Raw genomic sequence first — 24,959 nt, 5'->3', positions numbered from 1 at the left:
AAGTCCCAGCATGTATCAAAGAAGAGAATGCCTTCTGCTTAGCACGATCAGCCAAATTCAGCTTGTCTGCTTCTGCATTGCCACCTTCGCAGGCTGTGCCGGTTTGTATGGCACGCCTGTTGGCGGCGGCTTGGGCTTCTGCTTCAAGCTCTTGTTGAACGCTGAATCCTTCGGTAACGGATTCAGCGGCGATCTGCCTTTGAGCCTGCCATCGGTGTTGATCAACAAGCCTTCTTGAAATGGGTGCCTTTCACGCCAACAACTTACCTCGATCACACTAAAATTCGAGTTTCCCTCAGGAATTCCATGTTTTCCATACCGAAGCGGACACGCACGACGGCCCGCCAGCGGTCCCGTCAGGAAGATGCCCCCCTATCGCTTCGTGGATCTTCTCTCGCTTTGCATCAGACGAATTAACAGCTAACGCATGGAGATCCGAATGCCCGATGCACTGAACTAAGACTTTTTTTCGCAACAAAGAGTCCTGGCACTAAGAGAGGTGGGGTGAACACAAATCAATTTGCACCCGGATTCAGGACTAATTTACAGTGGAAGAACCTCTATGCTGACGAACAACGGTAGACTAGTTAGCGGGTCAAAAAAAACTCCCCACGTTCCGGGGTTATGGAACATGAGGAGGTTTCGACGGGCCGCCGATAGGATTAACAGCAGATGCATCAACTTCACTGCACAGCGGCCTTATCCCACGTCCTCTTTACTGTCTGCGCACTGACCTTGATTGAAAGATGTTCCTTCAACCAGGCCGCGATCTTCCGAAATGCCATATTCTCCTCTTTGCGAAGTCGAACGACATCGTCGAGGATCAATTCTGACAGAAGCGGTTTGGAAGGGCCTCTCGGGATTGTTCCCGAATCGAACTTTTTCCAATCCGGAGTCGTGCCGTTGCGAAAAGAGTCGATTGCTGCGGAAACGTACCTTTCGTTCATGCCTACCTTCTTGGCGATTTCGCCAGTACTCAGACCAAAGTTCTGGAGTTCACTGTATTCTTTGCCGCGAGAGACGTACCTCGGCACCTCCTTCACCTCCAGACTCACCGTTCTGGAAATTGTCCAACCACGAGTATTCAGGAACTCCCAAGTACCGGTATTTGGATACTTCTTGGCGCGGCTCAGTTCCACCATGAATTGAGTGGTGTTGATCGTGAATTCAGCTTGCCAAACAGCACTTCGTTTCCCCGGGACTTGTTCTCCCTGGGTAATTCTGATTGGCCCAGTGAGGGCCTCCAGGATTGGAGCAGCATACGAAACATCCTCTTTGAGCAGGGCCTCAATATCCTTGAGACACTTGATCGCGAATTTGGGATCGATCGGACCGGGAGCAGTGGAGGAGTGCCTTTCCGCCTCCCCCAATCGTCTCTCGAGCCCCTCTCTCTCCGCCTGGATGGTTCTGAGAGCGTCTGTAATTGCAGTCAGGTCATCTTCCTTTGTTAATAGCGTCGCGAGCTTCGCTTCCTGCTTCAGCAGCATTTCCAGTTTCTTTTTGAGAGGGGTAAGATCTTCTGCAGGTTCATTTAATAATATTTTGAGCTCTTTGTTGGCCTGTTTGAAAAGTCCGCGTAAGAATTCTTTAGTCAGAATCTCTTCGTGGAGTTTAGCCAGGATCGCTCTATTCAGAATCCGAACCGACTTGTGCGTCGTCAGTTGGCAGTCGTGTTTCTTTTCACGACCATTCATGCAACTCAGCGACTGGTATTTCGAAGAATGGGCCAGTAGCAATCGTGCACCACAATACCCACAAACTGGCCGAATGAGCAGCGAAGGCGATAATGTAGTCCGGTTCCCTCGAGGTTTTCGTATCCTCGCCGTATATGATGCTCTAATTTTCTTCAACTGGATTTGAGTACGGTCCCAGGTATCGTCAGAGACAATCCTCAGGTGTGGGACGTCCCTTTTCTGCCATTCCGATTCCGGTTTTTGAATAACAGTCACTTTGCCTGTGTTGTGATTTCTCTGTTGCACAGTCATTCCATAGCACTCGATCCCTCGATAAACAGATCGTTCGAGCAATTGCATTATCTTTCGAGAGTCCCAAGTCCTTTTGCCTCCGATCCCTTTAGAATTCAATTCTTTGGCTATTTTCTGGCGAGACCAGTTTTTGACAACGAACCATTCAAAAATTTGTCGGACCCAAACAGCCTCTTCCTGATCAACTAACTTTTCCATAATCGGTTTTCCATGACGCGACAATTTCGGCTCACCATCAGCGTCCCTGAGCATGATAAGCTTGTATCCGAAAGAAGGTGGTTGCAGGTTTCCGCCCTGTTCAAAACGGTCGTTCATTCCCCGTTTCACCTTCTCTTGGAGGCCGGTAATGAAGTTTTCATGCTGCCAGGAAGTGACCGCATGAATCAGTCTCGAACTCGGATTAGACGTTTCAATGCCATCCTTGACCCCAATCAGACGAATATTTTCGTCACTGGCAATATCATTGAGCTTCATGCTCTCGGTCATATTGCGGTTTAATCGGCTGAGATCGTCAACGTAAACAAGCTCAATTTGAGCGGCATAGTTACGCATCCAGGACAACAACTTCTGGTAGCCAGCCCGTCTGGGTGTAGTTGCACTCACGGCAGCATCAGCACAGATATGGTGCCACTCCACGAACCTCCGATCCTGATTTGCTTTCAAAAGGATGTTCTTGAGCTGTTGAGCCAACGACCTTTCATTGGAATTATCGTCGGAATACCGGAGATAGACACAGGCGGCCTGCTTTAAAGTAGACCTGGGAAACGACTGGTCGCCTGACAGAAATGACGACTCGAAATCTGATGCGAACACTTCAATATTTTCCACTGTTGCCAGGGGCAACAGACCGCTGGTTACGTACTCAGGCCAGTGTTCGTTTTGGACTTCCAGATAAGTCCTGGCCATCGCGAGCAGAGCGTCTTTCGACGGAAGCCCTTTTCTGAGCTGCTGTTTTTCGCTCTTGGTCAGATACAGCCCCGAACTGTTGGTCTTACTCGATTTAGTGGAATCAGAATTGTTAGAAAAGCCTTTCATTAGAAAGCCTCCTAGGAATGTGGAGGCATCAAGAGAAATGTTTTGGCACAGCGTGTCAAAAACGCTGCCAAACTTTGAGCTTTGTGATTAAATCTGAATAAAGATGATTAGTCACAAGATGATGACAACTAATACCTTAAGACCATAAACTCTTGTTTGAGCAGAACTTAAGGACAGGACGTATTAGAATCCCTGCCTCTCCGCTCTTAAAAAACTCCCGTAGCAATCAATGATCGCTACGGGAGTTTTTTTGTGTCTGATATGCAAACGAAGTGAGTACCGTTATTCGACTCGTCCGTAGATCAGGATCGAATAGGCACCGAGGCTGATCTCGGCAGTCGCTCCCAGTCCATCGCGGGCGGTTGTACTCGCCGTAATGCTGGACACAGGAAAATCGTTGAATTCATCGCTGTAGCCGGTCCAGTCGGAGTTGAACAACAGTTTCCATTCTCCCGGATCGGGGACTCCTATCTCATAATGGTCCCAGGTTCGATTGGCAAAGTTCATTACAACGACAACGTCATCTCCCGGGCCACCGTCATACCAGCGATGATAGGCGATCACTTTGTCCTCATCATTTACATGATGAACTTTGATGTTCTGGCCTGTTAAGCCTTTCGATTTGCCGTAGACATTCAATCGCAGCGAAATCAGGTCCTGATACAACCGCGTGATTCCTTTGAACTCATGCCAGCGTTCCCAGTCCAGTGGGTCTTCATCGTCGAACCAGCCATCCTCCAGGAATTCTTGTCCCTGCATTATCATCGGAATACCGGGGGCTGTGAGCGCGAGTGCTGCCGCCAGAACGGATCGTTTCTGTGCGAAATAGTTTTCGGGATCATCCGGATCGATTTCCTCGGGAACTCGTGCTTTGCCGTTAGCGATTTCGTCGTGCGATTCGCTGTAAACCACTCGCTGAAACGCATCAAGGTTGTAACGATGCTGGAGGCTATTACTCACCTCCCACATGTTTCGGTCAGCGTCGTTGAGTTGCTGAACGGCATTCCTTACCGGGTGAACGAAAAAGCCATCCCATTGAGTCGAGAAACCGGCCCCCTGCTCTTCCACCCGTCGAGTCAGATATTCATTACCCTGTAAGTCTTCGGCGATGAGTATCTTCCGTGGATATTTGCTGGCGATTTCTCCGTTGATCCATTGTAACAGCCCCCAGCCTTCCGGGATGTCCGATTCATCAATGCCGTTAACCTTACGGATGTAGGCCGTCATATCATATCGCAGCCCATCGACATGATATTCATCGAGCCACATCATCGCGTTGTCGCGAATATACTGCCGAACTTCACCACGTCCGTAGTCTGGCCTGGTGTCTCCCCAAGGAGTCGATGATCGCCAGTCGTTGTAGAAGTAGATGCCCCCTTTCCCGTTTTCACTCCAACCGTCGAACTGCCAGAGGTCGAGATCGCTAGGTCCGAAATGGTTGTAAACAACATCGGCAATAATGGCGATCCCTTCCGCATGAGCCGCTTTGATCATCTCTTTAAATCCGTCCGGTCCACCATAAGCTTCTTCAACGGCAAAAATATGGGCCGGGTTGTACCCCCACGACCAATCACCAGCGAACTCGGCGACGGGCATAATTTCAATCGCGTTTACGCCGAGTCTTTTCAGATGCTTAAACCGCTTAGTCGCTTCGAAAAATCGGCCCGGCCCTGTTTTACGGGTTCGGTTGAAGGTCCCGACATGCATTTCATAAATAACCAACTCGTTCAAACTAGAGAATTCAAAATTGTCGTCTCCCCAATCGAACGACGTATCGTAGATCACGCTATTTCCGGAGGAATTCGTAACTTTGCGAGCATAGGGATCAATCCGCCCTGCCTGAAAATCGCCGTTCGTAATCCAGTATTGATATTCATCCCCCGCTTTTGCCTGTTCGATATTGAGGTACCAATAGCCATTTCCTTCCTGCTCCATCAGATGGTCCTCGGGATTCCAGTTGTTGAAATTTCCTATAACCGAGACCTGCTCTGCATGAGGAGCCCACACCCGGAAGGCAACGCCCGCCTCGTGAATAATCGAACCCATCCCTTTTACATTAGCGGAAACATTTTCTGTGGTCATTTCTTCTTTGCCTTCTTGAAAGAACCCGATTATTTGTTTTGGAAGGGAGACTGCCCCGCTGGATGAATTCAACCCGAGAGAACTATTCCCGCACTTTTACTATCAGCTAATCCTACACAGCAATTCCGGTGCCGTAGTTTGTGAATTCCAAACTTAGATATATCCTGCAAAAAGACAGAGAGATTACCTTCTTGCCTATGTTTGTCCGGATTAAAAGCGTTCAATTGTCTGGAAGCCAATCGTTCCGAGCGAGACGATAGCTTCCATATCAACAGAGATTTTTCCCGTTTTGATGCTCCTTAGAACTCGGTACACCGATTGCTGTGCAGTAAATTGCAGTTCGATCTGTTTCTACCTTTCTTGGAATTTGACGCGAATGAAGACCTTTCCTTGCACCTGTGGCAATACCTTGTTTTTTGACAGTCAACGTTGCGTGGCCTGTGGAATTGAATCCGGGCTGTGCTCCACCTGCGATCACATCGCCCCGCTGCTGGATCGTGAGAGTGAAATCCGCTGTGGCAATCGGGTGTGCGGCGTGCGGGTACAGAAATGTGCAGCTGATCAGGGATGTAACAGACTGCTCCCCTACCATCCGGACAATGACACTGATGAATTGTGCGATTATTGTGCACTGACGACAGTGACCCCGGATTTGTCGGTGGAGGGAAATTTAGAGAAATGGCAGCGGCTGGAGCGAGCGAAACGCCGGGTGCTCTGCATTCTCGACCAGGCGGGATTCCCTTTTCGACCAGATAAAGATCCGACAACTCCTGAGCTAACCTTTAAATTCAAAGCGGATGAAGAAAAACCGGTGATGACGGGGCACATCTCAGGGTGCATTACCATCAATATTAAAGAGGCGGATAGTGTTGTACGAGAACAGGCGCGGGTCGATTTTGGAGAACCTCACCGGACCTTGGTTGGACATTTTCGGCACGAGCTAGGCCACTATTTCTGGGACCGACTTGTCCTGAAGAAATGCGAAGGCCCCTTCCGCGAGCTCTTTGGGGACGAACGGAATCCGACTTACAAAGACGCTCTGGATGCTTACTATAAAAACGGACCTGCTCAGAACTGGCCAGCAGAATATGTTTCCGCTTATTCCAGCATGCACCCGTGGGAAGACTTCGCTGAAACCTTCAACGTCTATCTCGATATGATGACTGTTCTGATTACTGCCGACAACTTCAACGTCGTCCAGAATGATCTCAACGATTTTGAGGGAATGATGACCCACTACGCCCAAGTTGGAATGATCGCCAATGAGTTTAACCGGGACATGGGGTTACTCGACCTGGTCCCCGAGGTTTTCGTTCCCCAGGTACGGGAGAAGCTGCGATTCATTCACAAACTGCGGTTGCGATCTTAAAAAGGCAACGTCGGTTTATCGATTAGTACTTACGCCATTGGCGGAGAATCGTCGCGGGCTTGCTCTTCGTCGCTCTCTTCCAGAGGACCGGGAGTCACGATCTCTTCTGAACTGGCGAATTCGTCGGGCAATGGCGTTTCGCTCTCCGCTGGTTTATTGCCTCGAAAGGAGAGACGCCCCCCTCGGAACTCTTTCAGGAAAGCTTGCACGGGGGGCAGAAAGGTGATGTAACAGAGCACCAGTGGCAATGCGAGTTCATTGAAGACAACTATGATTGCCAGCGTAAAGACAATCTGAATGAGTTGTTTGCGAGAATGGCGGCCTCGCAGGAAAGCGTTGAAGACATGAACATAACGAATGCGAGAAACCATCAGGCAGGCAGCAGCCAGCATGATAAAAGGAAGTCCCTGCTTCATGAACATCATAAGCCAGTCGAGAAAGTTCAGGAACCATTCTTCTTTCGCCGTCTCTTTCCAGCTTAACAAGCCACGCATGGCGATCGGGAATGAGGCGATCAATCCGGCTGCGGCCGGAGCGGGTAAACCGCTGAAGAATTCGTGCGAATCCTCCTCGTCAGTTTCCACATTGAAGCGCGCCAGTCGCAGGACGGCACATAAGACAAATAGAACCGCGATGACCCACAAAAAGCGGGAATGGTATTCGTGGGAGAATTGCAGCATCAGAAATGCCGGAGCGACACCGGAACTGATCGCGTCGCACAAGCTGTCCAGTTGCGCTCCGAAGTCGGAGGTTTGTTTCGCCCAGCGAGCGGCACTCCCATCAAGAGCATCAAACAGCATTGCCAGAAAAATTAAACCTGCCGCAATAAACAGGTTGTTTCCCTCGCTCGACTCCGGTCCGATCTTCGCAGCAAACGTAATACTACCGAATCCACACGCCGCATTGCCCAAGGTGAGCAAGGTCGGGAAGACGGCGAACATTTTTTGTTTGCGATTCAGGTTACGGTTCAAGAAATTGCCTCGAGGATAGTCTTCGCGTGCTGTTAATGATGATCTCTGATTCGGAGAGGTTTGGCTAAGGATGGCCCGGAAATCGAACCTCCATTCTTTCGGCTCGATCGGGCAGATACCACGACGATTCGCAGCGACTTGGAAATTATTCGGATTTATACCGGATCAGTATCGATTTTCCCGCTTTGATATTCTCTCCCAGTTTCGTGACGATCTCCATACCCTCTTCGCGAGGTAAAACGAGCTCGGTTCGGGAGCCCAATTTGATCATTCCAAACCGTTCCCCGCGATTGAGCAGGTCCCCCGGTTTGACCCAGCAGACAATCCGGCGAGCGATGGCCCCCGTGATCTGACGTACGACCATGCAACGATGCGGAGCACTGATCTCTTGGATTTTCACCGCCAGTTGTTCATTCTCTCGGGCGGACTCGGGACGGATGGCGTTCAGGTATTTCCCAGGACGGTATTTCAAACCAATGACACGCGCCTCTATCGGTGAACGATTCATATGTACGTTAAAGATGGAGAGAAAAACACCGATTAAGACAGCGGGACCACCGATATGTTCGTCATGTTCGATCTCTTCGATCAGAACTACTTTTCCATCTGCGGGAGAGATAACCAGCCCTGGGTCGGTAGGAACGTTCCTTTCCGGATCGCGGAAGAACCAGACGATCAAAATCCCTTTGATTAAGCCGGCCGCGACCACCATCCATCCCAGAACGGACCACACGTTGATAGGAGCCCCAATCAGGATGGGCAACAGAATCAGCGGAGGCACAAAGCAGAGCAACGAGAAGACAAGCAGTTCCGCCAGTCCCACACGAGCAAACGGAATTTTATCGCGACCAGTGAAGGGATCATCTTTCTTCTCCCAGTAATACCCTTCCTGGTTCTGATAAAACTTCAGGTCACGGGGGTCGAGGACATCATGCGGACAGGGATTCACAGACCCCTTCCGCAGTTCCTGCATCCGCCGAACGTAGCCTCCACGGAATAGTTTGAGCCAGGTACGTCGGAATTTGCCCCATAACATTTCCATTTTAATGACAACCCCGCCACCAGGCTGAATGGTTGTCAGTTGGGGATCCATCGGTTCGGGATCGAGCAACGGATAAGAAGGAGTCGACAGGGACTTACTGGACTCCGGAACAGGCTGAATATCGGACATTGAACAGATCACTTAAATGACAGAAAAAGACGATGAAGCGGTCTTGCTGACGGAAAACGCCAAAATTTCCATTTTACAGACAGGCTGGTTAATAAGCGAACGTAAAGGCTTATCTGGCAGGCAAAAAGGGTTCTGTGAGAGCGATGTCTCTCTAAGTAGTGGAATGATTCCCCTTTTGAACAGAATTGACTATCAGAATGCGAAAAAAAACAGAATTAAAGGGGAATTCATCTCCTATAATTAAACTACTTGCAGGGCCGGTTACAATTACGGTAAAATTACACATCTGCAAATATTGATGTATTCCCATTCAGGTCCCTTTATCAGGCCCTCATTGGGAATGCGATTCCCGCCTGCAGACGCGACGCGTCTCACCCCTTGCCTTACCTGCCTGCACCGTTGTGATTCTGTACTGTTGTTATTCCGAACAGACATTATTCCGCATTCCGCACTGTCATCTATCCTGACGTGATACTTGCTTGCACAAACATCTGGCCTGTTGAATTACCCAGCGCCCTTGCGGTAATTCGTCCTTCCTGTCGAGCCTGCCGAGAACTCTATGCCTAATCTGGAACCTTCATCGCGACGATACCCTCTTCGTGCCCACCTCTGGCCTGCCCCTCTGTTTTGTCTGATCGCATTGATCTGTCTAGTAATGCCGGGGATGACAGCGACCGTCCGCGCAGAAGCGGAACCAGCTCAGATCGAGTTTTTCGAAAAATCGATTCGGCCTCTGCTCCTCAAACACTGTGCGGAATGCCATGGTGAAAAGAAGCAGGAGATGGGTATTCGATTCGATAATGGATCCTTCATCAAGGGGCTCGAAGATTACGAAGAAATGGTCCTCACTGCCGACCCGGATCATAGTCGTTTGATGGAAGTCATCATCTATGCGGACGATGACACTCAGATGCCCCCCGAACAGAAAATGAGCGACGAAGAGATCGGCCAGATTCGCAAGTGGATCGTCGACGGCGCCTACTGGCCGGAAGAAGAAATGAAAGAGGGTCCCAAACTGGGTGGCCCCTATGACTTTGAATCTCTTCGCAAAGAGCATTGGTCTTATCGACCAATTGAAGACCCCGCCCTGCCCGAAGTCACTCAGACAGAGCGTGTAAAGACATCCGTTGACAAATTCGTGTTGAAGAAACTCGAAGAAAACAATTTGACGATGAATCCGCCAGCCGACAAACGGACTTTGATTCGCCGGTTGAAATTCGATCTTCTTGGTCTTCCTCCCACCTGGGAAGAGGTGCAGGCATTCGAACAGAATGAATCGCCAGAAGCATTTTCAGAACTCGTAGAAACTTATCTGGCCGCTCCTGAATATGGGCAGCGCTGGGGACGACACTGGCTCGACGTCGCTCGTTATGCAGATACCAAAGGATATGTCTTCACGGCGGAGCCTCGATTTGGGTATTCGTATACTTATCGTGATTATGTCATTGAATCGTTCAACGCGGACAAACCTTACGATCAGTTTCTCATCGAACAACTGGCGGCAGATAGTCTCGATCTGGAAGAACCGAAAAAAGAACTCGCGGCGATGGGGTTTCTGACCGTCGGTCGACGTTTTCGAAACAACTCTCACGATATCATTGATGACCGGATCGATGTGGTGACTCGTGGTTTAATGGGAATGACTGTCGGATGCGCTCGCTGTCACGATCACAAATACGACCCGATCCCCACCGAAGATTATTATTCTCTGTATGGGGTCTTTGCCAGTTCCCACGAGCCGGATGAATCCGTCCTGCCACTGATTGGTGATCCGCTTGACGAGGTCGCCCATGAACAATTCAAAACAGAACTGGCCCAACTGGCCGAGGAACTGGACAAATTCGAACGGGAACAGGTCACCAAACTTGAACATGAGACGCGGCATCACACCGTTTCTTATCTCCTTAAGAATCTGGCTGGTGGTGAAGACGTGCCGCCGGAATATGCGTCCGCCTACGATAAATACGAACCTCGAAGAGGAATCATTGATCGGTGGAACGGATATCTAAAAAAACAACAGGATGTGAACCACCCCGTCTGGGGTCCGTGGGTCACTTTATCCGGATTGAAGGCAGAAGAGCTTCAACAGAAAACGACCGATGAAATCAAACAGTTACTCCAATCGGCCTCCACGAATCCGATTATCACAGGGAGTCTGGCGAATCGCAACATCACTTCGATGAACGATGTTGCGTTGGCTTATGGTGATGTGTTTCGACAAGTGGAAACAAAATGGATGGAACAGGAAGACAAGTCGACAGGATTGGCCGACAGTTCTCTGGAGACGATCCGTCAGGAACTGTACAGCCCCGGAACACCGTTTGATTTGAATTACGATCAGTGGAAAGGAAACTTCGATCGGGCCGTCCGAAATCACCAGCAGAATATCTCCAAGAAACAAAACAAACTGCGGGCCACTTCTCCAGGAGCGCCGCCCCGTGCAATGGTGATGCTGGATAATGCGAAACCGACAGAGCCCGTCGTGTTCGTTCGAGGTGTGGCCGGCCGGCGAGGCGATCAGATTCCTCGACGGTTCTTCAAAATTCTAGACGACGAAGAACGTCAACCGTTCCAGCAAGGAAGTGGTCGCCTGGAACTGGCCAAAAAGATTGCGAGCCCGGATAACCCATTAACAGCCCGCGTGTTTGCGAATCGAGTCTGGATGCTGCACTTCGGTAATGGTCTTGTTCGTACGCCAAGCGACTTTGGTGCCCGCAGCGAACCACCCACTCACCCCGAGTTACTCGACCATCTGGCAACGCATTTCATTCAGAACGGTTGGTCGGTGAAAGAGCTTCATCGACTTATCGTCAATTCATCAACGTATCAGCAAAGCGGTGCCCCCAAACCGGAGGCCGTGAGCGTCGATTCCGAGAACCGGCTGCTGTGGAAGATGCCACGCCGTCGTCTGGAATTTGAAGCGATGCGGGATTCAATGTTGGCTGTCGGCGGTAAACTTGACTCTAAACATGGCGGTAAAGGGGTTGATCTCGATACGAGTGATCGACGTACTGTTTACGGATTCATCGATCGTAACAATCTACCTACGCTATTCCGTGTCTTCGACATGGCGAGCCCCGATGTCTCCACACCAAAGCGGCCGCAGACTACTGTACCGCAGCAGGCATTATTCAGCATGAACTCTCCTTTTGTCATTTCACAGGCCAAAAGTCTTGCGAGTCGATCTTTCGAAGTCGGTGGCGAAGAGCCACAGTCTCGGATCGCAGCAATGTATAAACTGACTTTTGCTCGTGAACCGAGCGAAGCGGAAGCATCCGCCGCCCTGGCCTTTTTACAGATGAGCGAAGAGACGACTTCGAAAGAGAAGCCGGAAGAGAAAGAGTTCGCTCGCTGGGACAAACTGGCTCAGGTCTTATTGATGACCAATGAATTTATGTTTGTCGATTAATTGTCCGCTCGAAACGTTTTGAATTCACATTCAATTCACATTCAATGCACAGACCACTTTTGACCATCCATAAACAGGACAGTCAGTGAATATTATGAATCATCATCCGAACTCTGCTGAATCATCGTTGAACCGCCGGGAATGGTTGGCCCGCTCGGGTATGGGACTGGGTACGCTCGGTCTCGCTGGTTTGATGGTGGATCCCGCGCAGGCGGCGACTGCCGAACCGGATCTGCCAACTTCCCCCATGATGAGCAAACAACCACAGTTCGCCGCGAAAGCGAAACATGTCATTCACATTTTTCTGAATGGTGGTTGCTCGCACGTCGACACCTTCGACCCGAAACCGATGTTGACCAAGTATCACGGCAAGGAACTGCCTGCTCAGAATTTGCGAACAGAGCGAAAAACAGGCGCCGCTTTGGGTTCTCCGTTCCAGTTCCAGAAGTATGGGGAAAGTGGAATCGAAGTCAGTGAACTTTTCAAACATACCGCAGAGAGTATTGACGACGTCGCTGTGGTGCGGTCCATGCATGCCAATGTCCCTAACCATGAACCCTCGTTACTACTAATGAACTGCGGAGATCAGAACCTGGTGCGTCCTTCGGTCGGTTCCTGGGTCACATATGGCCTCGGTACCGAGAATCAGAATCTTCCCGGTTTCATTGTGATGTGTCCGGGGGGATACCCGATCGGTGAGAGCATTAACTGGCGATCTGCTTTTCTGCCTGGCGTATTTCAAGGGACGCATATCGATCCCAAGCATACGGAAATTGAAAAGCTGATCGAGAACATCCGCAACCATACTCAGTCTACGGAGGAGCAGCGGAAGCAAATCGATCTGCTTCAGCAGTTGAATAAGATGCACATGACGGAAGGACGTGAGGGAGACGACCGACTCGAGGCCCGCATTCATTCTTATGAACTCGCCTACCGCATGCAGATGCAGGCAACCGACGCGTTTGATATTGAAAACGAACCCAAACATATTCGCGAGATGTATGGTGACGGCGTACAAGCTCGACAGATTCTGATTGCCCGTCGTCTGGTGGAACGGGGCGTACGTTACGTGCAACTCTGGCACGGTGCGGGACAACCGTGGGATAGCCACGACGACATCGAAAAGAATCACCGCCGACTCGCGGGCGAATGCGACCAGGCGATTGGGGCCTTATTGAAAGACTTGAAACAACGTGGATTGCTGAAAGACACGTTGGTGATGATCGGCGGAGAATTCGGCCGGACGCCGACCGTTGAACTTCCGCAGGCAGGTGCCAACGCAGGTAAGATTAACGGCCGAGACCACAACCACTACGGATTCACAATGCTACTGGCGGGTGGTGGTATCAAAGGGGGGCAGGCTTACGGAGCGACCGATGACTTTGGTTTCCAGGCGGTCGAAAATAAAGTCCACGTACACGACCTGCACGCAACCGTCCTTAAGCTTCTCGGTTTCGATCATGAAAAACTGACCTACCGCTATTCAGGTCGCGATTTCAGACTGACTGACGTCCACGGAAAAGTGGTTGAGGATCTGATCGCCTGATCGAACAGCGACCAGTCCAATCAATCCGTTTTCGGGGGGCTGGGGAAGAACGCGTTGGTTTGTTCGACGTATTTCGCATAGGCCGGTTTGCGTTCTCGGAGATCGCGTTCAAGCAAAGATACTCCAGAGATCTTCAGCAGGAAGATGCTCATCACTGCGGGTCCAATCAAACTCCACAGTTCTGCTGAGAGGGCAAGTCCCATCACGCCGAACCCCCACCAGACGAGAAAGTCACCAAAGTAATTCGGGTGCCGGGTGAAGCTCCAGAGGCCCTGATCGAACACTTTGCCTTCGTTATCCGGGTCGCTCTTAAAGCGGGCCAATTGGTAGTCACCGATGGACTCAAACAGGAAACCGGTCAGCCAGAAGAGAATCGCGGTAAAGAAAATCGAATTGCGAACTCCCTCTTCAACCACCCGGCCTGATGATGAAAGTCCGAACTGCAATGGTAATGAAACAACCCACATCACAATCCCCTGCAAAATGAATACGGTCAAGAGGCTGACGAGCGGAAATGAATCACCGTGCTTTGTTCGCATCGCACCGTAACGACGATCTTCGCCTTCTCCTGACTTGCGCCAGGCAAGATACCCACTAAGCCTCGCCCCCCAGATAGTCAGGCAGGCGATCATGCCTGTTTGCAAAAGAGTTTTATCAGGTTGCATGAACCAGGAGACCCACCCCACCAAGACAAAACCAAGTCCCCAGACGATATCGACGATGCTGACATCTTTTTTCTTCAGGCTTACTAACCAGGTCAGTAGCATTAAAACGGCGATCGCAATTGCGTTAAACAGAAATACTTTTAAGTACATATCTCGTTTTCAGATTTAAGGCTTTTGAAATAGATAATGGGATACCCACCATTCATTTCCGCCATTATACGCAAATAGCTCGGCACAGGCGATGAAGAATAATCTCCAACGCACAAACCATTTCTCAGCCTCGTCTGGTCCGTAGGTGTCTGCCAGCGTTTCCAGAACTTCCGCCCGTACTGAATCCTGTCTTTGTAACCAGGCTTCACAAGTGCGGGCGTAATGCTGCCCATTCCATCGCCATTGCCGGACTAGTTTCAGATCACGCTGATGGCAGGCCATCAGGCGATCATTCGGCATCATACCTCCACTGAAAAAGTAGCGGCCCATCCAGTTATGGGGACCTTCTGTTTCAAACAAATAGGCGAACTCGCGATGACAGAAGATATGCACAAACAACTGACCTCCCGGTTTCAGCCAGCGTGCGACTTTCTGCATCAATAATTGATGGTTACGCATGTGTTCGAACATTTCAATCGAGACGACCCGATCGTATTTTTCCTGTGTATCAAACTCATTCATATCAGCCGTAACAATCTCGACGTTATCGAGACTTCGCTCTCGCGTTTGTTGTTCGATGTAGTCTTTTTGCGAAGCCGAATTTGAAACCGCTGTAATCTTGCAATCGGGATAGTTCTCGGCCATCCAGAGAGTTAACGACCCCCAACCACAGCCAAGCTCCAGAATACTCATCCCATTATGGATTTCGGCCCGTTGGCAGGTGACACGTAATGCGGCCTCTTCTGCTTTATTAAGCGATTCGATTCCTGCGGGCCAGTAGCAGCAACTGTATTTCAGCCGTTTCCCTAAAGCCTGCTGAAAGAACCGGGCAGGAACTTCGTAATGTTGTTCGTTCGCTTTTTCTGGCATGACCGCAATCGGTGCCCGTCGGGTCTCGTTTAGAAACTCTTGAAAACGTTCCTGCCTCTCAGCACAATCGCCTTTAGATTCCTGTTCCAACCGTTGGTGCAGTAGACGACGCACGCCGTAGCGAATCATGGAATCGGGAAAATATCCCTTTTCTGTCCAGTCGACCGCCGAATCAAGAATATGTAAAAACATCAGAATGCTCCTTAGGAATCAGCTTCCACTTACTTCAAGACGTGCCTCTGGTTTAGCGAAAACGAGTTGCGACACCCCCGTCGCCCGCTCTTCGAATGCGGCTTCGCAATAGCAGAAGTAGTACTCCCACATCCGCTGAAATCTCTCTGAAAATCCCTGCGATTCGATCTCTGTCGTATTAGCAAAGAAGCGATCCCGCCAGATCCGCAAAGTCTGTGAGTAATGCGAGGCGAAATCCTGCAGATCAAGCAAACGTAAATCCGTCCGGGAAGTCGACTGCAGCATCGCTTCCACCGAGGGGAGTGCTCCACCCGGAAAGATGTATTTCTGAATAAAGTCAACGGAATGCTGGTACTGCTCATACCGCTGATCGGGGATAGTGATCGCCTGGATCAACATCGTTCCGTCCGCTTTCAGAAGCTGGCTACAGGCTTTGAAGTAACCATCAAGATGCCGGTGCCCTACGGCTTCGATCATTTCAATGCTGACCAGTTTGTCGTAGGTTCCCTGCAGATCCCGGTAGTCTTCCAATAACAATTCCACCTGCTCCGACATGCCCGCTCGTTCAATCCTCTCCTTTGCAAATTGATACTGTTCTTGAGAGATGGTTGTTGTAGTGATCCGGCAACCGCACTTGCGTGCGGCGTACTCGGCAAAACCTCCCCAGCCAGTTCCGATTTCCAGAACATGGTCTGCAGGGCTCAATTGGAGTTTACGGCAGATCATCTCCAGCTTCGCTTCAGAAGCTTCTCGCAAGGGAGTGTTTTCGTTTTCGAAGTAGGCGGAGGAGTACATCATCGTCTCATCTAGAAACAGCTTGAAGAAATCGTTGCCCAGGTCATAGTGCTCATGAATGTTGCGTTTGGAACCGGCCTGACTATTGTCACGAAGAAGATGCCCCAGACGGGCGATCCCCCGCGCCACCCAGGAGCGGCCTCGACTGATTCCCTTTAAAGTCGTTTGATTCTGCACCATTAGTCGGAGCAAGCTCGTCAGATCATTCGTCGTCCACTCCCCCTGCAAATAAGACTCCGCCGCACCAAGCCCCCCTTCTCTGATGACACGTCCGTAAAAGGAGGGATGCTGAATATGGATTGTCGCTTCCAACCCTGATCCGATTTTTCCGAATTGAGTCGTTCCGGAGGGTTCAACAATCGTGAGGTGGCCCGTGTGTAATTTTTTAAATATTCGAAACAAGACTTGCCTGTAGAGGCGTGGCAAAGTGGCCAATGCAGCCTCGCTTTGGGAATTTGTATCGGTGGAAATGAATTGACCTGAATTGCACTGCGGTATCGCCAGTGACTCTTCATTTCCCCATTGGCTGTTACTGACCATTTGCGACATAAGTCTGACTTTCTACTCTTTCCGGAAGTGATCCTTGATGCCCTTTCACGAATCCTGCTGAATCTTAGTTTTAAATAAACGCCTTCATTAATCGGCATTCATGGCACTTTTCAATCTGGCTGATGAGTTCGCTGAGGGTGGGGATGAAACGGGACCATTTTCCACCACAGTCGCAGGGCCTGCCAGTAAATCCCGGCAATGACTTTGCCCGACAGGAAGGGATATCGCAGAAGCATCTTTGATAAATTCCAACCTGTGATCGGGAGACGCTGCAACTTCATGCCTGCCGAGAAGAGGTGTGTCCCCTCTTCGTAGTTTTCAATACTCAGTTTCAATTCATTTGTCGGCAGCTGGATACACCATTGGTATTGCTGTTCCATGCCCATGAAGGGAGAGACGTGAAACTGCTTGAGTTGAGGGCGAGTCCAACTGGAGGGGCTATCAGGATCACGTAGAAGAACGTAAACATGCTTTTCGCCCCAGGGGGTGTTGGTTACTTCAGCCAGGACAACTTCGAGTTGTTCATCAGCCTCGTCGAAGCAGTAATAAAAGCTCACTGGATTCATGGCGAAACCAAAATGACGGACTTGGGTTAACAATCGGATCGGACCTGTCAGTTCAATTCCCGTTTCTGCGGCGACATGTTGTTTGACCGCTTTATTAAGGGGAAGATTGTGAGGTTCCAGGTAGTCGTTCCGATCAAATCGAAACGGAGCAGCGCGTCGAGCCGACCAGAACCAGCGGTTCGCAAACACCTGATCGAGTTCGCTCAGATCGAGGTAGAGAAGATAGAGCCGGTATCGAAACTGATGCCGTACTGGATGAAGGCGATGATGGTAAACCTCTCCTTCGTAGAGGGAGCTGTTTTTCATATCCGGCTCCCGTACGAAAGTGCTGCGGGAATGGAACCGCGATCTGATTTGGGATCTGGATCTTGAAATTGTTCCACAACAGCCATCGCACTCTTTACTCCATCTTCGTGAAAACCATTGCCCCAGTAGGCTCCGCAGAAGGATGTTCTGTTGCGACGGATGACTTCATAATGGCGACGCTGAGCGGCTAACCTTCCGGTGGTGTAGATCGGATGACTGTAGGCGGCACGGTATAAGACCTTATCAGGATCGATCAGTTCCGATTCATTCAGAGTCACACAGAAGACTGCTTCATCCGGAAGCTTTGTTGTATCCAGGTGCTGAAGCATATTCATGTTGTAGGTCACCGTCGCCTGTCTGGTCTGATCTTCCCGCACATGATAGTTCCAGTTCGCCCATGCTCGTCGTGATCGTGGAAGCACGGAGATATCCGTGTGTAAGATGGCGGTGTTACGGCTATAGGGAAACTGATGAAGTAATTCGCGTTCGACCATGTCAGCGTCGGGCAATAACCCAAGGGCCTGATCACTATGGCAGGCGAAGATGACTTCATCGAATTCTTGCGGTTGCCCGTTGGCAAAGTGAAGCCGGACACAATCAGCTTGCCGCTCTACTTTCTGCACGGGAGTGTTCAGTTCAATGCGATCTTGAAAGGGGGCCGTCAGACGTTTGACGTATTCTTGAGAGCCTCCTTCGATAACACGCCACGTCGGTCGGTCTTTCAAAGAGAGCAAGCCATGATGATGATAAAACTGAGCGATGAATTGCATCGGGAAATTGGCGAATGTTTCCGGGGGGCAAGACCAAATCGCGGCTCCCATGGGAAGCAGGTAATGTTCGGCGAAGAAGCGAGAGTAGCCTCCCTCTTTCAGAAATTGGGCGACGGTTAGATCGCTTTCCTCATCCGTGATGGCTAGTTCCGTACCTTCCCTGTTGAAACGGACGATCTCTCGGAGAAAGCGGTAGAACTGAGGGCGAAATAGATTTCTTCGTTGAGCGAAGAAACCATTCAACGAGGTTCCGTTATATTCCAGCCCATTCTTCTGATTGCGCACGCTGAAGCTCATCGAGGTAGGTTGGGAATGGACGCCGAGTTCATCCAGGAGTTTGATGAAATTGGGATAAGTTCGGTCGTTAAAGACGATGAATCCCGTATCGATATGGAAATCGTGTCCCTGGTGCTGGACGGTTCGGGTGTTGGTGTGCCCCCCGATGTAGCTATTCGCTTCATAGACGGTAACGTCATGTTCCGAGTGCAATTGATAGGCAGCGACTAAACCCGATATTCCGGAACCGATAATGGCAATCTTCATTTGTTCTGTCCCGGGTTAAATGGTTGTAAACGTCGGTAGTCACTCTGTTTAGTTGTAGACATCCGAACTCCATCAACCACTTCTTTTTATCAAAAATTAGAAATTTGAACCGGGAGGTTGGAAAGTAATGACGACGTTCCTTTAATACGGGGCAGACCACACCTTTGTGCAATTAATCAATCGCTTCGTCAGCATTAAAGCAGGTAATTATGGACTGGTATGAAAACTTAGCGAAACCGGAATGGACCCCCAGTGGATCGACAATCAGCTTGATCTGGCAGATTTTGTATCCGATCATTTTGGTCAGTTTTGGATTTGTGTTTGTGCAGGTATTCCGAAAAAGTCTTGCCTGGAAAACGACCATTCCTTTTGTGATTAACTTGATCGCGAACGTCGCTTTCACACCAATCATGTTTGGATTACAGAATCTCAAACTGGCCGCCTGTGATATTTTGATCGTTTGGACTACGATTCTGTGGATCATGATCGTGATCTGGAAGCATTACCGCTGGATCGCCATAGTGCAGATCCCATATTTCATCTGGGTCTCGATTGCTACTTATCTCCAACTCTCCATTACCTTGATGAACTGGTAATGCTGCACGATCACTACTACACGACAACGACCAACGGAACTGACGACCTGTTATGACTGATTCGATCCGGTTGGGACTATGCTGCATCTTCCGCGACGAACCGATTAAGTTCCGTAATACCACCGTCACCTACTGCAAGAAGCTCACTAAAAAAGAGCGATATCAGAAACTTGCCGATTTATGTCGAACGAACGCCGTCGCACTCCAAGATGCATTCCAATATTGCGTGAAGTACGGTATTGGTTGCTTTCGGGTGAACAGTCAGATTCTTCCTGTCAAAACCCATGTTGATGTCGGCTATGAGTTGGAAGATCTGCCAGGCGGAGAGGAGCTCCTCGATCTGTTTCAAGCCTGCGGCGAGTACGCTAGAGAACAGAGCCTGCGCGTTTGCTTTCATCCGGATCAGTTCGTCGTCATGAATTCGCCTCGAGAAGAGGTTGTCGAACGATCCATACTGGAGTTGGAATACCAGTCTGAAGTCGCCGAATGGATTGGGGCAGATGTGGTTAACATTCATGGTGGCGGAGCCTATGGAGACAAAACAAAGGCACTCGACTCCTTCGCCAAAAACCTGGACAGACTCTCCGCACGCGTTCGCAGCCGTTTGACGGTCGAGAACGATGATGTGACCTACACACCGGAAGATCTACTCCCTCTGTGCCGCCAGGAGGGGATACCACTCGTCTACGATGCTCATCATCACCGCTGTAACCAGGATGATTTTTCAGTTGAAGAGGCAACGACGGCAGCTATCAAAACCTGGAACCGGGAACCGCTGTTTCATCTCTCCAGCCCGATTGAAGGTTGGGAGGGTAAAAATCCGCGACGGCATCATGACTTTATCGATCTACTCGATTTCCCGGACTGCTGGCGACCATTGGAAATCACCGTTGAAGTCGAAGCAAAAGCGAAGGAACTCGCGGTGCTTCGTCTTCAGAAACAGTTGAAGGAACAGTGGTACGTTTATCTGCTCCGCTGTGCCGACGACAGCCTGTACACCGGGATCACAAACGACTCGTCGCGGCGGTTGGCGCAACACCAAAGTGGCAAGGCATCTCGTTATACGCGTAGCCGCTTGCCTGTCGCGATGGTTTATCGGGAGCCGCAGAAGACGAAAGGGCTCGCCCTTCAGAGAGAACTGACGATCAAAAGCTACTCACGCCAGAAGAAGGAAGCCTTGATCAAAACGGGCAAGCTGGATTAGCAAGAAGCCAAAGTGACTTCCTGTCTACTCCGCAGACTGGTAAACGATCGAGTGCAGAATCACACCGATTTCAGACGGTTCAGCTCCATGCGGGTCTGCGTAACTAATTCGTCATAACAGTCGACCAGGCTGAGCGATAGCTGTTTCACTTGCTCCCCATCAAAGTTGGCAGTCCCCCCTATAAACAGAGCTGTTCCAACCTGTTGGGCCACTTGTTGCACCTGACTTAGTTCGTGGAAGAACGAAGACGAATCACGAATCTGTTCGACATCAATATAGACCAATCCTGGTTCATGTTGTTGGAGCAACAGTTTCAATTGTGCAAAGGGTATCAGGCAACCGATGGCACGTGCGTTCCACCCTTCGTGATACAACAGGACTTCCGCCGCTTCGACCCGCAGGGAATCGGGCGAACCATCCAGACCGACAGTCAAAGCACTAGGGGAATTTGAATCTGGAGGCAAAAAATTACTGCGGATTTCGAACATCAAACGTAAACAGATTTCCGTCCCGAGACGATCCACATACGGATCGACCTGTTTATCTTCAATCATCTTGCGTACTTCCGCTCGGGCAGCGAACAGAATTTGATCAAAGATAAGTGCCGGCTTGTGCCCTGCTTGCAGATAATCGGTTACGATTTGTCTTAACCGAGCTTCTGATCCATCCAGAAGCGCCTCGGCGAAATTCTCTTTACCACGATGCAACGCCCGATCACTTTTCCCGAAGCTGAAGTTTAACGAAAAGATATCCGGATCGACGTCGAGATGATTGTTGTTTCTGAGGAATTGCTGAACACTTTCGTGCGACAGTCGCCGGTGACCACCTGCGGTAAGCGTGCTTACAATCTCTCCCGCGTCGCACCAGCGTTTCACTGACGATTCACTGACCCCCATTGCACGGGCCACCTGTTTGGGTGTCAACTGACTAAGCTGTCCAGCACTTTTGGGTTCCTCTGAGTCTTTAGATGTTCCGTTCGTTTTGGACATATCGTTTCCAGGTTTCTAAATCGTCTCCAGTGGACCTTAAGAATCTCGGTTGGCAGTTGTAAGACAATACCGTATCGATCAATCATCTTTCCTTTCGCCGTTAAAAATAGCGAGATCAAAGAAAGGATTGAATCACGGCTTCCATTTCCTGTCGTGATGCTTCTGAGGTTGCTTTGGTGGATTGATAGCAAAGTGACGCGAACAGTTCAAAATGTCGGAGAGTATCACCATACATATAATAGTCCATTTTCCTACGCATTTCGGGCGAGAGTCCCTGCCCACCAACGACAATGATTGTCCCCGCATTCAGAGCCGTTGCAGCCAGCGATGCATACTCGTTCAGGAAAGTCTCTCGATTTTGAATGAATGAAACACTCAACCACGCCAATCGGGGTTTTTGTTCGTTGATTACTCTTTCCATAGAGCGTAGTGGAATCTCGCACCCGTAAGAAAGAGCCTGCCACCCCTGCTCTCTCAGGACTAGTTCAACAAGACCGACGGGAAGAGAATAGACATCTCCAGGAGGAGTCGCACCGATGGCTCGCGGAACATTCTCATCTAAAATGGGTTGATAGGATCGGATCTCGCGCAGGATACGCGAACAGATTTCGCAGCAGCGGCGTTCTTCGTAAATCTGGATGTCGCCGCAATCCCACAGGTTTCCGATCTCTGTGAAAACTGGGGCGATAAGTTCGTCTCCAATGACGCTGATCCGTTCCATCCGCAGATAGAGCCTCAGAACAACTGCCCGAGCGGCGTCTTCATCGGATTGGATTAACGCTTGTTTGAATTGCTCCCGTTCTCGCTCATAGTTAATATCCATCGAGGGTTCCACGACAGGCAAGCCTAGCCGTTTTGGTTCTACCAGTAGACGTTGGCTTTGGCGCAGAAATTGGATTAGCGACGTCATCGAAACACGCCGGTGTCCGCCTGAAGTCTGAACCATTTCCAGATCACCCGCATCACACCATCGCTTTATGGAGGATTGGCTCACTCCTAAAGCAGTGGCAACTTCTTTAGTTGAGAAGTAAAGATTCATGTCAGGAATAGGTTCAGAATAGATTTTGTGAAAAAATCAGAGTAAAGAAATTCAGAGTGAAATGACAAGCTGTGGAAATGCATTAGTCTCCCCTGATTTGCGGGAACCGAGACGAATCGTCCAAGTCAGAGTGTCCAGGTAGGGGTCACACCCGGTGTTCGACGAGTCTTTATAGGAGAATTTGCGAAGAGGACCAGTGCAGTCGGTATTTTTCCTCGAACTCCTGGCATAGAAACAAGGTTATTGGTCGTCGACAGCCCTAGTTTTGACGTCGCTCATGATCTTTCGTACGGCAATCAGAGTTGCGATTTCAATACTGATTCTCTTCAATCGTGACCTCTATCGAAACCGGGAACAGATTGGGCAGATTCTTATTGGTTTTTTGGCAGGTCATTGGTGATAATGGTATCAGATAGGACCAGAAGCTGTCATCAAGAAGAAGAGGTCTGCTGTTGACTATCCCAATGTCAGACTTCACCTCATCACATTTCAGTTAATCTCATTTCAATTAAGAGGTGCACACGCATCAGATCGGAGCAGATTCACGATGAAAAGCACACTCTTTAAAACAGGCCAGGAAGTTCGCGAGGCTTGTCGACGAGGTGAACTCGACAGTCACACTGCAGGTATGGCCCCCGGGTATGTGCAAGCGAATCTGGTGATGCTGCCTCAGGAATACGCCGACGACTTTGAACAGTTCTGTCACAAGAACTCCAAAGCCTGCCCCTTACTGCATGTCACTGAACCAGGAAGTTATTCCCCGTCCACATTGGCGGTAGGTTCCGATTTACGTTACGACCTGCCCCGCTACCGTATCTGGGAACAGGGAAAGTTGACCGCAGAACCGACCAGTCTGGAAGAATACTGGCGAGACGACTTGGTTGCCTTTCTGATTGGTTGTTCCTTCACTTTTGAAAATGCGCTCAAACGGGAAGGTGTCCCGCTTCGCCATGTCGAAGAGAAAAAAAACGTGGCCATGTACCGTACCAACATCGAATGCGATTCGGTCGGTCCGTTCCAAGGGCATATGGTTGTTTCCATGCGGCCTCTTACTCTGGGAGAGATTTCCAAAGCGACAGAAATCACCTCCCGTTTTCCAGAGATGCACGGTGGCCCGGTTCATCATGGAGAACCAGAACGAATCGGCATTCGGAACTTGGCAAAACCAGATTATGGCGAAGCCGTTACCATCGAAGAAAATGAATCACCCGTCTTCTGGGCCTGTGGGGTCACGCCGCAAGCGGTGATCGCCGAAGCAAAACTTCCGTTCGTCATTACCCACGCTCCCGGATGCATGTTCCTTACTGATCATCGTGACGAAGACTACGAAATGGTGTAAGTCATCTCCAGTGGCAGTACCCGAGACTGACATTCAGTTATGATGCAATTCCAACATTACTATCAGGGATAAACGATCTCTACAAAAAGGCCATTTCCATGTCTGAGTTTGCGATTCGCTGGAACGAACGGTATCAAAACAACGATACCCCGTGGGATTCCCGCTTAGTCTCCAAAGAATTAATACGGGTCTTGAAAGACCACTCGATTGAACCGGGCCGCGCACTCGAACTCGGCTGCGGTACGGGCACGAATGCGATCTATCTCGCAGAACAGGGATTTGCCGTGACGGCGGTCGATATTTCGGAACGGGCAATCGATACCGCCGCAATGAAAGCCAACGAAGCGAATGTCGATATTCGCTTCGTGTTGAGTGACATTACGGATCTCCAGATGGTTGTTAGTCCATTCGATTTTGTGTTTGATCGTGGATGCTATCACTGTGTCCGAAAAGAGAAACTATCCGGTTTTCTGAACACGCTAAAGAAATGCACCCGGCCCGGTTCACTTTGGCTGACCTTGAGTGGGAACAGCCACGAATCGGATGACGAACATATCCCCAAAGTGAGCGAGGAAGAACTGAAAGCGGAACTGGGCGATCTGTTCGAGTTCGTTCAATTACGTGAATTCCACTTCGAGGATGAAGGAGAGCGCCAAGGCCCGCTCGGCTGGTCGGCACTGCTGAAACGTAAAGGTGAACGAGCCGATTAAATTTCGCCGGGGTCGGTTCGCGAGAGTGAAACAGGGTTCCCTTTACATTTTGGCCTTATTTCGCTCTTGAAAAGTAGGCTTTTTCCGCTATTTCAAGCGTCTAACTGT

20 protein-coding genes are annotated in these 24,959 nt (G+C 50.0%); 9 read left to right on the top strand and 11 right to left on the bottom strand.

Annotated features, from left to right (window positions below; all coding sequences use genetic code 11):
• Positions 1-10: 10 nt before the first annotated feature.
• Positions 11-238, top strand: coding sequence for a hypothetical protein (locus tag Pla110_RS06465; protein ID WP_144994390.1), 228 nt, complete (start codon positions 11-13; stop codon positions 236-238).
• Between the two features lie 445 nt (positions 239-683).
• Here the strand turns inward: Pla110_RS06465 and Pla110_RS06460 are convergent, their stop codons facing one another.
• On the bottom strand, positions 684-3,020 hold the full coding sequence (locus Pla110_RS06460; RefSeq protein WP_144994388.1) for a recombinase family protein: 2,337 nt from the start codon (positions 3,018-3,020) through the stop codon (positions 684-686).
• Positions 3,021-3,302: 282 nt separating this feature from the next.
• Positions 3,303-5,102, bottom strand: coding sequence for an alpha-amylase family glycosyl hydrolase (locus tag Pla110_RS06455; RefSeq protein WP_197440543.1), 1,800 nt, complete (start codon positions 5,100-5,102; stop codon positions 3,303-3,305).
• A 376-nt stretch (positions 5,103-5,478) separates the two neighbouring features.
• Here Pla110_RS06455 and Pla110_RS06450 point away from each other — a divergent pair, with 376 nt between their 5' ends.
• Positions 5,479-6,471 (top strand): putative zinc-binding metallopeptidase, encoded by a 993-nt coding sequence (locus tag Pla110_RS06450; protein WP_144994386.1) that lies wholly within the window; start codon positions 5,479-5,481, stop codon positions 6,469-6,471.
• 29 nt (positions 6,472-6,500) lie between these two features.
• On the opposite strand, the gene pssA is transcribed toward Pla110_RS06450, so the two are convergent.
• Together pssA and Pla110_RS06440 are read right to left on the bottom strand one after the other, a co-directional pair.
• A complete protein-coding gene (gene pssA, locus Pla110_RS06445; RefSeq protein ID WP_231742934.1) occupies positions 6,501-7,442 on the bottom strand; it encodes a CDP-diacylglycerol--serine O-phosphatidyltransferase in 942 nt (313 codons plus the stop codon).
• A 145-nt stretch (positions 7,443-7,587) separates the two neighbouring features.
• Positions 7,588-8,613, bottom strand: coding sequence for a phosphatidylserine decarboxylase family protein (locus Pla110_RS06440; RefSeq protein WP_197440542.1), 1,026 nt, complete (start codon positions 8,611-8,613; stop codon positions 7,588-7,590).
• 16 nt (positions 8,614-8,629) lie between these two features.
• On the opposite strand from Pla110_RS06440, the gene Pla110_RS06435 reads away from it, so the two are divergent.
• The 3 genes from Pla110_RS06435 to Pla110_RS06425 all read left to right on the top strand — a co-directional run bounded on the left by Pla110_RS06435 (position 8,630) and on the right by Pla110_RS06425 (position 13,568).
• Complete coding sequence (locus tag Pla110_RS06435) at positions 8,630-8,857, top strand: hypothetical protein (protein WP_144994384.1); 228 nt, start codon at positions 8,630-8,632, stop codon at positions 8,855-8,857.
• Positions 8,858-9,172: 315 nt separating this feature from the next.
• Positions 9,173-12,022: a DUF1553 domain-containing protein gene (locus Pla110_RS06430; RefSeq protein ID WP_144994382.1), complete on the top strand. Its 2,850-nt coding sequence runs from the start codon at positions 9,173-9,175 to the stop codon at positions 12,020-12,022.
• Positions 12,023-12,116: 94 nt separating this feature from the next.
• Positions 12,117-13,568 carry a DUF1501 domain-containing protein gene (locus Pla110_RS06425; RefSeq protein ID WP_144994380.1) on the top strand — a complete coding sequence of 484 codons (1,452 nt, stop codon included), beginning with the start codon at positions 12,117-12,119 and terminating at the stop codon, positions 13,566-13,568.
• A gap of 20 nt (positions 13,569-13,588) precedes the next feature.
• Here Pla110_RS06425 and Pla110_RS06420 read toward each other — a convergent pair whose 3' ends face one another.
• The 5 genes from Pla110_RS06420 to Pla110_RS06400 all read right to left on the bottom strand — a co-directional run bounded on the left by Pla110_RS06420 (position 13,589) and on the right by Pla110_RS06400 (position 18,974).
• A complete protein-coding gene (locus Pla110_RS06420; RefSeq protein WP_144994378.1) occupies positions 13,589-14,383 on the bottom strand; it encodes a DUF1295 domain-containing protein in 795 nt (264 codons plus the stop codon).
• Between the two features lie 15 nt (positions 14,384-14,398).
• On the bottom strand, positions 14,399-15,445 hold the full coding sequence (locus Pla110_RS06415) for an SAM-dependent methyltransferase (RefSeq protein ID WP_144994376.1): 1,047 nt from the start codon (positions 15,443-15,445) through the stop codon (positions 14,399-14,401).
• An 18-nt stretch (positions 15,446-15,463) separates the two neighbouring features.
• Positions 15,464-16,789: an SAM-dependent methyltransferase gene (locus Pla110_RS06410; RefSeq protein WP_197440541.1), complete on the bottom strand. Its 1,326-nt coding sequence runs from the start codon at positions 16,787-16,789 to the stop codon at positions 15,464-15,466.
• A gap of 110 nt (positions 16,790-16,899) precedes the next feature.
• Positions 16,900-17,661 carry a DUF1365 domain-containing protein gene (locus Pla110_RS06405; protein WP_144994374.1) on the bottom strand — a complete coding sequence of 254 codons (762 nt, stop codon included), beginning with the start codon at positions 17,659-17,661 and terminating at the stop codon, positions 16,900-16,902.
• Positions 17,658-18,974 carry an NAD(P)/FAD-dependent oxidoreductase gene (locus Pla110_RS06400; RefSeq protein ID WP_144994372.1) on the bottom strand — a complete coding sequence of 439 codons (1,317 nt, stop codon included), beginning with the start codon at positions 18,972-18,974 and terminating at the stop codon, positions 17,658-17,660. Before Pla110_RS06400 ends, Pla110_RS06405 begins: the two co-directional genes overlap by 4 nt.
• Before the next feature lie 179 nt (positions 18,975-19,153).
• On the opposite strand from Pla110_RS06400, the gene Pla110_RS06395 reads away from it, so the two are divergent.
• Together Pla110_RS06395 and uvsE are read left to right on the top strand one after the other, a co-directional pair.
• A complete protein-coding gene (locus Pla110_RS06395; RefSeq protein ID WP_315851445.1) occupies positions 19,154-19,570 on the top strand; it encodes a TspO/MBR family protein in 417 nt (138 codons plus the stop codon).
• Between the two features lie 52 nt (positions 19,571-19,622).
• Positions 19,623-20,774, top strand: a complete 1,152-nt coding sequence (gene uvsE / locus Pla110_RS06390; protein ID WP_144994368.1) for a UV DNA damage repair endonuclease UvsE — start codon at positions 19,623-19,625, stop codon at positions 20,772-20,774.
• Between the two features lie 59 nt (positions 20,775-20,833).
• Here the strand turns inward: uvsE and Pla110_RS06385 are convergent, their stop codons facing one another.
• Together Pla110_RS06385 and Pla110_RS06380 are read right to left on the bottom strand one after the other, a co-directional pair.
• Positions 20,834-21,763 (bottom strand): helix-turn-helix domain-containing protein, encoded by a 930-nt coding sequence (locus tag Pla110_RS06385; protein ID WP_144994365.1) that lies wholly within the window; start codon positions 21,761-21,763, stop codon positions 20,834-20,836.
• A gap of 115 nt (positions 21,764-21,878) precedes the next feature.
• Positions 21,879-22,802: a MerR family transcriptional regulator gene (locus Pla110_RS06380; RefSeq protein WP_144994363.1), complete on the bottom strand. Its 924-nt coding sequence runs from the start codon at positions 22,800-22,802 to the stop codon at positions 21,879-21,881.
• 547 nt (positions 22,803-23,349) lie between these two features.
• On the opposite strand from Pla110_RS06380, the gene Pla110_RS06375 reads away from it, so the two are divergent.
• A complete protein-coding gene (locus tag Pla110_RS06375) occupies positions 23,350-24,141 on the top strand; it encodes a putative hydro-lyase (protein ID WP_144994361.1) in 792 nt (263 codons plus the stop codon).
• 98 nt (positions 24,142-24,239) lie between these two features.
• Positions 24,240-24,851: a class I SAM-dependent methyltransferase gene (locus Pla110_RS06370; protein WP_144994359.1), complete on the top strand. Its 612-nt coding sequence runs from the start codon at positions 24,240-24,242 to the stop codon at positions 24,849-24,851.
• Positions 24,852-24,959 lie beyond the last annotated feature (108 nt).

It is taken from the genome of Polystyrenella longa (genome assembly GCF_007750395.1).
Lineage (GTDB): Bacteria > Planctomycetota > Planctomycetia > Planctomycetales > Planctomycetaceae > Polystyrenella > Polystyrenella longa.
Note: the sequence above shows the minus strand (reverse complement) of the source record. Positions and strands in the feature narration are given on the sequence as shown.

What these genes read in the sequence shown, in the direction of transcription:
- Pla110_RS06465 (WP_144994390.1), top strand. Translation starts at nt 11, where the DNA reads ATGTATCAAAGAAGAGAATGCCTTCTGCTTAGCACGATCAGCCAAATT.
- Pla110_RS06460 (WP_144994388.1), bottom strand. Translation starts at nt 3,020, where the DNA reads ATGAAAGGCTTTTCTAACAATTCTGATTCCACTAAATCGAGTAAGACC.
- Pla110_RS06455 (WP_197440543.1), bottom strand. Translation starts at nt 5,102, where the DNA reads ATGACCACAGAAAATGTTTCCGCTAATGTAAAAGGGATGGGTTCGATT.
- Pla110_RS06450 (WP_144994386.1), top strand. Translation starts at nt 5,479, where the DNA reads ATGAAGACCTTTCCTTGCACCTGTGGCAATACCTTGTTTTTTGACAGT.
- Pla110_RS06440 (WP_197440542.1), bottom strand. Translation starts at nt 8,613, where the DNA reads ATGTCCGATATTCAGCCTGTTCCGGAGTCCAGTAAGTCCCTGTCGACT.
- Pla110_RS06435 (WP_144994384.1), top strand. Translation starts at nt 8,630, where the DNA reads ATGACAGAAAAAGACGATGAAGCGGTCTTGCTGACGGAAAACGCCAAA.
- Pla110_RS06430 (WP_144994382.1), top strand. Translation starts at nt 9,173, where the DNA reads ATGCCTAATCTGGAACCTTCATCGCGACGATACCCTCTTCGTGCCCAC.
- Pla110_RS06425 (WP_144994380.1), top strand. Translation starts at nt 12,117, where the DNA reads ATGAATCATCATCCGAACTCTGCTGAATCATCGTTGAACCGCCGGGAA.
- Pla110_RS06420 (WP_144994378.1), bottom strand. Translation starts at nt 14,383, where the DNA reads ATGTACTTAAAAGTATTTCTGTTTAACGCAATTGCGATCGCCGTTTTA.
- Pla110_RS06415 (WP_144994376.1), bottom strand. Translation starts at nt 15,445, where the DNA reads ATGTTTTTACATATTCTTGATTCGGCGGTCGACTGGACAGAAAAGGGA.
- Pla110_RS06410 (WP_197440541.1), bottom strand. Translation starts at nt 16,789, where the DNA reads ATGTCGCAAATGGTCAGTAACAGCCAATGGGGAAATGAAGAGTCACTG.
- Pla110_RS06405 (WP_144994374.1), bottom strand. Translation starts at nt 17,661, where the DNA reads ATGAAAAACAGCTCCCTCTACGAAGGAGAGGTTTACCATCATCGCCTT.
- Pla110_RS06400 (WP_144994372.1), bottom strand. Translation starts at nt 18,974, where the DNA reads ATGAAGATTGCCATTATCGGTTCCGGAATATCGGGTTTAGTCGCTGCC.
- uvsE (WP_144994368.1), top strand. Translation starts at nt 19,623, where the DNA reads ATGACTGATTCGATCCGGTTGGGACTATGCTGCATCTTCCGCGACGAA.
- Pla110_RS06385 (WP_144994365.1), bottom strand. Translation starts at nt 21,763, where the DNA reads ATGTCCAAAACGAACGGAACATCTAAAGACTCAGAGGAACCCAAAAGT.
- Pla110_RS06380 (WP_144994363.1), bottom strand. Translation starts at nt 22,802, where the DNA reads ATGAATCTTTACTTCTCAACTAAAGAAGTTGCCACTGCTTTAGGAGTG.
- Pla110_RS06375 (WP_144994361.1), top strand. Translation starts at nt 23,350, where the DNA reads ATGAAAAGCACACTCTTTAAAACAGGCCAGGAAGTTCGCGAGGCTTGT.
- Pla110_RS06370 (WP_144994359.1), top strand. Translation starts at nt 24,240, where the DNA reads ATGTCTGAGTTTGCGATTCGCTGGAACGAACGGTATCAAAACAACGAT.